The 9,783-nt window shown below is 73.8% G+C and carries 8 protein-coding genes and 1 pseudogene; 7 read left to right on the top strand and 2 right to left on the bottom strand.

Annotated features, from left to right (window positions below):
• Positions 1-229: 229 nt before the first annotated feature.
• The gene (locus tag V7E46_RS31525) at positions 230-1,423 is read left to right on the top strand and encodes a cell division protein PerM (RefSeq protein ID WP_333771608.1); all 1,194 of its coding nucleotides are present in this window, start codon (positions 230-232) and stop codon (positions 1,421-1,423) included.
• 269 nt (positions 1,424-1,692) lie between these two features.
• Here the strand turns inward: V7E46_RS31525 and V7E46_RS31520 are convergent, their stop codons facing one another.
• The gene (locus tag V7E46_RS31520; RefSeq protein WP_333771607.1) at positions 1,693-2,478 is read right to left on the bottom strand and encodes a hypothetical protein; all 786 of its coding nucleotides are present in this window, start codon (positions 2,476-2,478) and stop codon (positions 1,693-1,695) included.
• A 283-nt stretch (positions 2,479-2,761) separates the two neighbouring features.
• Between V7E46_RS31520 and purN the strand changes: the two are divergent.
• Positions 2,762-3,519: pseudogene (gene purN, locus V7E46_RS34030) on the top strand (phosphoribosylglycinamide formyltransferase).
• The gene (gene purH / locus V7E46_RS31505; RefSeq protein ID WP_333771606.1) at positions 3,516-5,093 is read left to right on the top strand and encodes a bifunctional phosphoribosylaminoimidazolecarboxamide formyltransferase/IMP cyclohydrolase; all 1,578 of its coding nucleotides are present in this window, start codon (positions 3,516-3,518) and stop codon (positions 5,091-5,093) included. The pseudogene purN and the gene purH overlap by 4 nt, the downstream one beginning before the upstream one ends.
• A 140-nt stretch (positions 5,094-5,233) precedes the next feature.
• On the opposite strand, the gene V7E46_RS31500 is transcribed toward purH, so the two are convergent.
• Positions 5,234-5,905: an RDD family protein gene (locus V7E46_RS31500; RefSeq protein WP_333771605.1), complete on the bottom strand. Its 672-nt coding sequence runs from the start codon at positions 5,903-5,905 to the stop codon at positions 5,234-5,236.
• Between the two features lie 138 nt (positions 5,906-6,043).
• Between V7E46_RS31500 and V7E46_RS31495 the strand changes: the two genes are divergently transcribed.
• The 4 genes from V7E46_RS31495 to V7E46_RS31480 all read left to right on the top strand — a co-directional run bounded on the left by V7E46_RS31495 (position 6,044) and on the right by V7E46_RS31480 (position 9,763).
• Positions 6,044-6,907, top strand: coding sequence for a bifunctional methylenetetrahydrofolate dehydrogenase/methenyltetrahydrofolate cyclohydrolase (locus V7E46_RS31495; protein WP_333771604.1), 864 nt, complete (start codon positions 6,044-6,046; stop codon positions 6,905-6,907).
• On the top strand, positions 6,897-7,295 hold the full coding sequence (locus V7E46_RS31490) for a DUF3017 domain-containing protein (protein ID WP_333771603.1): 399 nt from the start codon (positions 6,897-6,899) through the stop codon (positions 7,293-7,295). Before V7E46_RS31495 ends, V7E46_RS31490 begins: the two co-directional genes overlap by 11 nt.
• Before the next feature lie 481 nt (positions 7,296-7,776).
• Positions 7,777-8,592, top strand: a complete 816-nt coding sequence (locus V7E46_RS31485; RefSeq protein ID WP_333771602.1) for a helix-turn-helix domain-containing protein — start codon at positions 7,777-7,779, stop codon at positions 8,590-8,592.
• 181 nt (positions 8,593-8,773) lie between these two features.
• The gene (locus V7E46_RS31480) at positions 8,774-9,763 is read left to right on the top strand and encodes a malate dehydrogenase (protein ID WP_333771601.1); all 990 of its coding nucleotides are present in this window, start codon (positions 8,774-8,776) and stop codon (positions 9,761-9,763) included.
• The last annotated feature ends 20 nt before the right edge of the window (positions 9,764-9,783 follow it).

Below are 9,783 nucleotides of genomic sequence, written 5' to 3'. Positions count from 1 at the left end.
CCCGTAACCCCCAAACGGGCGGAGGGCGCGGGGCGGGGCGTGGTGCGCGTGCTCGCGTGCGCCTTGGCCCGGGCCTTGTGCGACCGTTTGCCCCCGCTCACCGGACGGGCCTTTCCTCTGATTCATATGATGATCCGAAAAAAGCACGCATACGGCACATGGTGCGCGACACGACGACCAATCGCCTGCTGCGGGGGCGAAACGGGTGTTCTTGACACCATGGGGCGCCGTGACCCAATTGACGGAACAGGTCCAGGCACACCCCCCCGCCGGGACCGGCCGGACGCTCCCGGCGGCCCGCGCGGCCGCGGTCGTCGCCGGAGCGGCCGCGGCAGGACTCGCGCTCCTCGGTCTGGCGGCGGTCGTACTGCTGCTCTGGGTCGTCTCGCCCTTCCCCGACAGCGGGCTCGGCGGCGCCCTGCACATCGGCGCGGGACTGTGGCTGCTCGCGCAGGGCGCCGACCTGGTGCGCGACGGCACGCTCTCCGGGGTGCCCGCCCCGATCGGCCTCACCCCGCTGCTGCTCACCGCGCTGCCCGCGTGGCTGCTGCACCGGGGGGTGGCATCGGCGGTCGTGAACAGCACGCACCGCTCCGCGGGGTGGGTGCTGTGCGGCTACCTCGGCGTCGCGGCGCCCGTCACCGTATACGCCGCCGGTGGGCCGGTGCGGGTCGATGTGCTCTCGGCGGCGCTCTATGTGCCGCTGTTCGCGGCGGCGGTGACCGCCGTGGGGGCGTGGACCGGCAGCGGACGGCCGACGCTCGAACGGTACGTGCCGTGGGGCGCGGACGCCGCTGTCGCGCTACGGGTCGGCGCCATCGCCACCGGGATCCTCGTCGGGGGCGGCGCGCTCGTCGGGGGCGCCTCCCTGGCCTGGCACGGCGGGGCCGCCGGTCGGGCAGTCGGGCAGATCAGCGCGTCGCCGGCGGGGCAGGCGGCACTCCTGCTGCTGTGCGTGCTGCTGGTGCCGAACCTCGCGGTGTGGTCCGCCGCGTACGCCCTCGGGCCGGGGTTCGCCGTCGGGGCCGGGACGGTGGCGCCTTACGGCGTGTCCGGCCGTCCGCTGCTGCCGCGCTTTCCGCTGCTGGCCGCGTTGCCGGGGGTCGGCGGTCACGCGGTCGGCTGGGCCGCCCTCGCGGTGCCGGCGGTCGCGGTGGCCGTGGTGGCGTTCTGCTGCGTCAGGGCCGAGCTGGGGATGTCGCGGACCGCTGCGGTGGCCGCGGGGGCGTCCGGTGTCTGCGGGCTGGCCTTCGCCCTGCTCGCGGCTGCGGCCGGGGGGCCGATGGGCGTGGACGCGCTCGCCACGTTCGGGCCGAGCGGGTGGCTCTGCGGGGCCGCGGCGACGGCCTGGCCGCTGGCTGCGGCGGTGCCGACCGCCACGGTCGCGTCCTGGGTCCGCACGGTCCGCAGCCCGGCGGGGTGAGGAATTCCGCTGGGCCCGAGCCAGGTCTTTGACCGCGGGCCCGTCGTGGCCGGTCGCGCAGTTCCCCGCGCCCCTGGGCCGGTGCCACTTTCTGTGGCGCTCACAGTGCCGCCGCACTGGGCCAGGACGCGCGGCAGTTCCCCGCGCCCCTGCGGGGCCCGTCCTCCGCCGCAGAGGGCACGTCACCCAGGGGCGCGGGGAACTGCGCGACCAGCCCGCCGGCACGGGAAGGTCGCGGGACGGCACCGCGGGGCGGGGCGGGGCGCCCTCTAGGGGCGCATGGCGGGCACGCTGCGGAGCGGCTCAGGCAGCAGCTTCTGGCAGGCCTGCGACGCCGGCGCCGTCAACGCGTCCTTCTTGCACGTGTAGTAGTCCCGGTACGCGAGATGCAGCCCGAAACTGGACGCGACAATCGCGATCGTCACCCCGCTGGTGACGATCCCGGTCCACGCCGCCGTCTTGAAGGACCGCTGCGCGTCGGGCCCCGGCGCCGGCGGTGTCGGCCGCGGCGTCTGCGTGGCGTCGGCCAGGGCGGACGCCGCGGTGGCGCGGGCCTCGGCCCGGTCCTCGGGGGACATCCGCAGCGCGCTGATCCCCCAGTAGAGCGCCAGCGCACCGAGCAGCAGCCCGACCTCGACCCAGCCGAGCACGGCGAAGATCAGGCCCCAGCCTCCGCAGACCAGCGCGTAGCGCGAACGCCGCTGCGCCGGGTCGGTGGGGTCGAAGCGCGGCCCGGTGCCCTGCGGGCCGTTCGGCCCCTCGCCGGGGTCCGGCCGGTGCCCGTACGGGTCGGGGCGGTCGCCCTGCGGCTGGCGGTTGCTCCACTGGCTGCCCCATGCCTGGGGCGCCCCGGGCCGCCGCGCGGGCGGCGGGGGCGGTGGCGTACCTCCGGACGAGCCGGAGCCGTCGCCCGAATCCTCTGGCTGCCTGGGCCGCCAGGGCTGGTCGGGCGCCCCCTCCGGCGGTGGCGCGAACGGATTGTCCTGGTCCTGGTCGCCCCCGGGCGCGCGCAGCGCAAGACGATTACGGCCGCTGCTCATGATGTGATGCGCCATCCCCTTGGGCTCGACTCCTCATACCGGGCTGATCGACATTCCTGCATACAAGTCATACGTGAAACAGGTGTCGGATACATCACGTTGACCCGCGCGCAGCGCGTGCGAAGTTCCGTGCTCCCGCCAGACGCTACCGTCCGCGCGCTCCCCCGTCCCGTGGGGGCCGTGCGGAGTGCCGGTATCGTTGCTGACGGTCGGCGGTCTCGTAGGGTTCCCCGGAATCCGGCCAATCCCCGACTCGTACGATCATCCGAACGACTTCAGCGAGAGAAGAGCCCCGCCAGTGGCCGCCCACACTCCCGCCTCCGGCACCCCCACCCGCCTTGTCGTCCTCGTCTCCGGCTCCGGCACGAATCTGCAGGCGCTGCTCGACGCCATCGACGCCGACCCCTCGTACGGCGCCGCAATTGTCGCGGTCGGCGCCGACCCCCCCCCCCCCCCCGGCCACCACCCGGCCGCGCGCGCCGGACTGCCGACCTTCGTGGTGAAGGNCCCCCCCCCCCCCCCCCCCCCCCCCCCCCCCCCCCCCCCCCCCCCCCCCCCCCCCCCCACGGCATCGCGGGCCTCGACCGGGCCGCGCGCGCCGGACTGCCGACGTTCGTGGTGAAGGTGCGCGACCACGAGGACCGCGCCGCCTGGGACGCGGCGCTGACCGCGGCGACGGCCGCGTACGAGCCGGACCTCGTCGTGTCGGCGGGCTTCATGAAGATCGTCGGCAAGGAATTCCTGGCCGCGTTCGGCGGCCGGTTCATCAACACCCACCCCGCACTGCTGCCGAGTTTCCCCGGGGCGCACGGCGTACGCGACGCACTCGCGTACGGCGCGAAGGTCACCGGGTGCACTGTCCACTTCGTCGACGACGGCGTCGACACGGGCCCGGTCATCGCCCAGGGCGTGGTCGAGGTCGGGGCGGACGACACGGAGGACGCGCTCCACGAGCGCATCAAGGACGTCGAGCGGCGCCTGCTCGTCGACGTCGTAGGGCGGCTGTCGCGCGACGGCTACCGCATCGAAGGACGAAAGGTACGGATTCCGGCATGAGCGCCGAAGACACCCAGGGCCAGGGCAAGCAGCCGTTCCGCCGCGCGCTGATCAGCGTCTACGACAAGACCGGTCTGGAGGTGCTGGCCCGCGGCCTGCACGAGGCGGGCGTGGAGCTGGTGTCGACCGGCTCGACGGCCGGCCGGATCGCCGCCGCCGGGCTGCCGGTGACGCCGGTCGAGGAGCTGACCGGCTTCCCCGAGTGCCTGGACGGCCGGGTCAAGACGCTGCACCCGCGCGTGCACGCCGGCATCCTCGCCGACCTGCGCCTCGACGACCACCGGCGGCAGCTCGACGAGCTGGGCGTCAAGCCGTTCGAGCTGGTCGTGGTGAACCTCTACCCCTTCCGGGAGACCGTGGCCTCCGGCGCGGGCGACGACGAGTGCGTCGAGCAGATCGACATCGGCGGCCCCTCGATGGTGCGCGCCGCGGCCAAGAACCACCCGTCGGTCGCCGTGGTCACCAGCCCGGCCCGTTACGCCGACGTGCTCGCCGCGGCCAAGGCGGGCGGCTTCGACCTGCACACCCGCAAGCGGCTCGCCGCCGAGGCCTTCCAGCACACCGCCGCGTACGACGTGGCCGTGGCGTCCTGGTTCGTGGACGGCTACGCGGCCGACCAGGACAGCGACTTCCCGGAGTTCGTCGGCGAGGTCTTCACCCGCCGCCAGACGCTGCGCTACGGCGAGAACCCGCACCAGCCCGCCGCGCTCTACGCCACCGGCGACGGCGGCGGCCTGGCCGGCGCCGAGCAGCTGCACGGCAAGGAGATGTCCTACAACAACTACGTGGACACCGAGGCCGCCCGCCGGGCCGCGTACGACCACGAGGGCGTCTGCGTGGCGATCATCAAGCACGCCAACCCGTGCGGTATCGCGGTCGGTTCCGATGTCGCGGACGCGCACCGCAAGGCGCACGCCTGCGACCCGCTGTCCGCCTTCGGCGGCGTCATCGCGGTCAACCGGCCGGTGTCGGTCGAGATGGCCGAGCAGGTCGCGGAGATCTTCACCGAGGTCATCGTGGCGCCCGACTACGAGGACGGCGCCGTCGAGGCGCTGGCCCGCAAGAAGAACATCCGGGTGCTGCGGGTCGCCGCCGCGCCCGCCGCGGCCACCGAGTACAAGCCCATCGAGGGCGGCATCCTGCTCCAGACCAAGGACCGCCTCCAGGCCGAGGGCGACAACCCCGCCACCTGGACGCTGGCCACCGGCGAGCCGCTGTCCGCCGACGAGCTGGCCGAACTCGCCTTCGCCTGGCGCGCGTCGCGGGCCGTGAAGTCCAACGCCATCCTGCTCGCCAAGGACGGCGCCACCGTCGGCGTCGGCATGGGCCAGGTCAACCGGGTCGACTCCGCCAAGCTCGCGGTCGCCCGGGCCGGCGCCGAACGCGCGGCCGGCTCGTACGCGGCCTCCGACGCCTTCTTCCCCTTCCCCGACGGCTTCGAGGTCCTGGCCGAGGCGGGCGTCCGCGCGGTGGCCCAGCCCGGCGGCTCGATCCGCGACGACGCGGTGATCGACGCGGCGCGCAAGGCCGGCGTCACGATGTACCTGACCGGCACGCGGCACTTCTTCCACTGACCCGCGCGTCCGCCGACCCGCAGCACGCACCGAGGCCGTACCCCTTGCAAACGGGGTACGGCCTCGGTCGTGTCCGCGCGTACGGTCGGCGCCACCCGCCGCGCGGCGCGGTAAGGCGTCGCCCATGGCGCCGGAAGCGCTCAGAACTGGTCCTTGATCACCACGGTGTGGACCATCTTGTCGGCCCAGGTCTGGTTCTTGCTGTCCCACAGCGGCCACAGGAAGCCGAGCCCGCAGGGTATGGAGTCGAGGACGTGCAGCCAGCGGCGGCCGAAAGCGCGTCCGAAGCCGAGCGCGGAGCCGTCGTACTCGCGCAGCAGCCGGATGCCGACGATCTTCTTGCCCGGCGTCTGCCCGGTCCGGCCCTCACGGACGCTCAGGAAGACGAACGCGGCCAGTCCGAGGAGCCCGCCGATCAGGATCAGCGTCACATTGGCGCCGGTGATGCCCGGCAGGTCGCAGTTGCCGGTCGAAACACCCTGGTCGTGGCACGCGGTGGTCGCGTCGCTGACCTTCTTGCTGTACGGCAGGTAGCCCGCGAGGAACAGCCCGGACGGAATCAGGTTGAACATCAGGCCGTCGAGCAGGTACGCCCCGAGCCGGGCGCCCCAGCTCGCCAGCGGCGGCATGCCGGGCGGCAGCCCGCCCGGCTGCTGGTAGCCGCCGTACGGCTGCTGCGGGGGATAGCCGTAGCCCGCCGGCTGCTGCCCGTAGTACGGCTGCTGCGGCGGGATACCGGGCGGTTGCGGCTGGCCGTAGGGCTGCTGCGGCGGACCGCCGTACGGATTCGGGGGGCCGGGAGGCTGGCTCACGTGCGGATTCCTTAGAGCGGGACGGACGGGACGGATCGCCACATCGTCCGGCCCAGCGCCGCGGGGGCGCAAGGGTCAACCGTGCACAGGAAGCGGACGGATTGGTCCCACGCGGCTCCCATCCGGGAGTATGGGGGCATGACCGCCCAGATTCTCGATGGCAAGGCCACCGCCGCCGCGATCAAGTCCGAACTGACCGAGCGCGTCCAGGCGCTCAAGGCCCGCGGTGTCGCACCCGGCCTCGGCACCCTGCTGGTCGGCGACGACCCGGGCAGCAAGTGGTACGTCGCGGGCAAGCACCGCGACTGCGCGCAGGTCGGCATCGGCTCGATCCAGCGCGAACTGCCGGACTCCGCAACGCAGGACGAGATCGAGGCGGTCGTCCGCGAACTCAACGACGACCCGGCCTGCACCGGCTACATCGTGCAGCTCCCGCTCCCCAAGGGCATCGACACCAACCGGGTGCTGGAACTCATGGACCCCGCCAAGGACGCGGACGGGCTGCACCCGACGAACCTCGGCCGGCTCGTGCTCGGCGTGCCCGCGCCGCTTCCCTGCACCCCCAACGGCATCGTCGAACTCCTGCGGCGGCACGGCGTCGCCATCAACGGCGCGCACGTCGTGGTCGTCGGCCGCGGCATCACCGTCGGCCGCTCGATCGGGCTGCTGCTCACCCGCAAGTCCGAGAACGCCACGGTCACGCTATGCCACACCGGTACGCGCGACCTTTCCGCGCAGCTGCGCCAGGCCGACATCATCGTGGCCGCGGCCGGTGTGCCGCACATCGTCAAGCCCGAGGACGTCAAGCCGGGCGCGGCCGTCCTCGACGTGGGCGTCAGCCGCGACGAGCACGGCAAGATCGTCGGCGACGTCCACCCCGGGGTGGCCGAGGTCGCCGACTGGCTCTCCCCGAACCCCGGCGGTGTCGGCCCGATGACCCGGGCGCTGCTGCTGCAGAACGTGGTGGAAACGGCGGAGCGGGCGGCGGCCCATGCCGGATGACCTCGGCCCCGGCGGGCGCCCCGCCGTGACCACCTCCACCGCCCGTCCGGAAGGCGGCGGACGCGCCGCCCCCGGTGACGCGCCCGCCCCGGCCCGCCAGTGGCCGATCATCCTGGTCATCACGGGCGCGGTCATCGGCCTCATCACGACGGCCGCGGGCGCGTTCCGCGCCGGGGCGATCGTGGTGGGTGTCGCCCTTCTCCTCGGCGGAGCGCTGAGGTGGACCATACAGTCGGTGGGGATGCTCGCCGTGCGCAGCCGGTTCACCGACGTGATCACGTACGGGATTCTCGGCGTGGCCATCGTCCTCCTGGCGCTGATGGCTCAGCCGGACCCGCTGATCCGGATCCCGTTCCTGGAGGACATCATCCACTTTTCCGTTCGGTGAACGGTTGAGGGCGGGTACGGCGCGCGTCCGCCGTGGCCGGCCGCGCAGTTCCTCGCGTCCCTGGGGGTGCCGCCTGCGGTGAGCGTCGCACCCTGCGGTGCGTTGTGGCCGGTCGCGCGGTTCCGCCCCCGGAGCTTCGCCTGGGGTGTCCCCAGCGCCTCCTGACAGGGCCCGGTCCCTCTTCCGCGGAGGGTGAGCGAGCTTTTCAGGGGCGCGTGGAACTGCGCGCGCAACCACGGCGCTGGTGAAAGCGGCATGCCACCGCACGTGGCAATCGCCCGGAGCCGCGGGAACTGCGCGACCAGCCGCCCGCCGGGGGAAGGTCCCGGTCGTGTCAGGAGGGGCAGGACGGGGGGAAAACCCGGGGCTCCGGTTAGCACAACGGCCGTCCGGTCGTGGCGGGTTGACCGCAAGTCCATCCGTACGGGCAGGGATGATCTACCGTAGCTCCGGGTATCGGGCGGGACACGAAGGGTGCGGCATGGGGCAGTGGGAACCACTGGCGGACCGCATCCCCCTGGACATGCGGCGCCTCGCGACGCAACTGCGCAGGATGAAGGACCGCAGCGGCCTGACCGTCCCGGCGCTGGCCGCGCGCACCGCGGAATCCGCCGAGGCGTGGGCCGGCTATCTGGCGGCCCGCACCGTCGCCCCGCTCGCCGCCGTCGAGGTGCTGGCGCAGGCGTGCGGCGCGGACTACGACCGTATCGGCGCCCTGTGGAAGCTCGCGGAGAAGGCCTCGACCGGTACGGGCGACCGGGGACGGGGCAAGCCGCTGCCGTTGCCCGACCCGCTCGACCCGCTGACCGCGGAGGACGGCCTCCCCGCGCGCCGCAGGCGCATCGCGCTGCTCGCCGTCGCCGGCCTGCTCGCGGTGGCGGCGCTGCTCGCGGTCGTACTGATGGCGGGCACGAGCAACGGCCGGGCACCCGGCCGCGACGCCGGCCCCACGGTCGGCGCCCCCACCGCCACCGCCACCGCCTCGGCGTCCGCGCGGCGGCCCCGGGACCGTACACCGGCGTCGGGCGCGCACGTGCCGGGCCACGGCTCGGCGACCCCCGGCGGCACCGTACCGCCCGTACCGCCCGCCGCCTCGGCCGCGTCCGCGCCGGGTGCGCCGGCGGCGCCGGGAGCGGGGACGACGACCCCGCCGCCCGCGCACGGCACGCCGTCGCCGACCGGCGCCGCGTCGCCGACGCCGTCAAGCCGCGACACCCCGACTCCCACCGCCACACCGAGCCCGACGCACACCGGCCTGTGCCTGGGCCTGATCGTGCTGGGCATCTGCGTCGGCTGACTCCGCGGGCGGCGCGGTGACCGCCGCCACACGACCGCGGTCCGACGCCGCGCGCGGCGCGCGATAGCCTGACGGGTGGCTCTCTTGACGACGAGAGATCCGCGTTCGGGGCCGCTCGGGCCACTGCCGTAGCGGCCGTTCCGCGACCGCAGCAGACCGCAGCAAAGGCCAGGAGAAGGCAATGACTCGCACTCCCGTCAACGTCACCGTCACCGGAGCGGCCGGCCAGATCGGCTACGCCCTCCTCTTCCGTATCGCCTCGGGCCACCTGCTCGGCGCGGACGTGCCGGTCAAGCTCAGGCTGCTGGAGATCCCGCAGGGCCTCAAGGCAGCCGAGGGCACCGCCATGGAGCTGGACGACGCCGCCTTCCCGCTCCTGCGCGGTATCGACATCACCGACGACCCGAACGTCGCCTTCGACGGTGCGAACGTCGCGCTGCTGGTCGGGGCCCGCCCCCGCACCAAGGGCATGGAGCGCGGCGACCTGCTGTCGGCCAACGGCGGCATCTTCAAGCCGCAGGGCAAGGCGATCAACGACCACGCGGCCGACGACATCAAGGTCCTGGTGGTCGGCAACCCGGCGAACACCAACGCGCTCATCGCGCAGTCCGCGGCCCCCGACGTGCCAGCCGAGCGCTTCACCGCGATGACCCGGCTGGACCACAACCGCGCGATCGCGCAGCTGGCGAAGAAGACCGGCGCGGCCGTCGCCGACATCAAGCGCGTCACGATCTGGGGCAACCACTCCGCCACGCAGTACCCGGACATCTTCCACGCCGAGGTCGCGGGCAAGAACGCCGCCGAGGTCGTCAACGACCAGCAGTGGCTGGCCGACACCTTCATCCCGACCGTCGCCAAGCGCGGCGCGGCCATCATCGAGGCCCGCGGCGCCTCCTCGGCCGCCTCCGCCGCGTCCGCCGCCCTCGACCACGTCCACACCTGGGTCAACGGCACCGCCGAGGGCGACTGGACCTCGATGGGCGTCGTCTCCGACGGTTCCTACGGCGTCCCGGCCGGCCTCATCTCGTCCTTCCCGGTCACCACGAAGGACGGCGGCTTCGAGATCGTCCAGGGCCTGGACATCAACGAGTTCTCGCGGGCGCGGATCGACGCGTCCGTCCAGGAGCTGACGGAAGAGCAGGCCGCAGTCCGCGACCTCGGCCTGATCTGACCCCACCCCCGCCCCAGTTC

It is taken from the genome of Streptomyces sp. IBSBF 2435 (assembly GCF_036815005.1).
Lineage (GTDB): Bacteria > Actinomycetota > Actinomycetes > Streptomycetales > Streptomycetaceae > Actinacidiphila.
The sequence above is the reverse complement of the archived record's forward strand: the minus strand, read 5'-3'. Positions and strand labels throughout refer to the sequence as shown.

What these genes read in the sequence shown, in the direction of transcription:
- V7E46_RS31520 (WP_333771607.1), bottom strand. Translation starts at nt 2,478, where the DNA reads ATGGCGCATCACATCATGAGCAGCGGCCGTAATCGTCTTGCGCTGCGC.
- purH (WP_333771606.1), top strand. Translation starts at nt 3,516, where the DNA reads ATGAGCGCCGAAGACACCCAGGGCCAGGGCAAGCAGCCGTTCCGCCGC.
- V7E46_RS31495 (WP_333771604.1), top strand. Translation starts at nt 6,044, where the DNA reads ATGACCGCCCAGATTCTCGATGGCAAGGCCACCGCCGCCGCGATCAAG.
- V7E46_RS31490 (WP_333771603.1), top strand. Translation starts at nt 6,897, where the DNA reads ATGCCGGATGACCTCGGCCCCGGCGGGCGCCCCGCCGTGACCACCTCC.
- V7E46_RS31485 (WP_333771602.1), top strand. Translation starts at nt 7,777, where the DNA reads ATGGGGCAGTGGGAACCACTGGCGGACCGCATCCCCCTGGACATGCGG.
- V7E46_RS31480 (WP_333771601.1), top strand. Translation starts at nt 8,774, where the DNA reads ATGACTCGCACTCCCGTCAACGTCACCGTCACCGGAGCGGCCGGCCAG.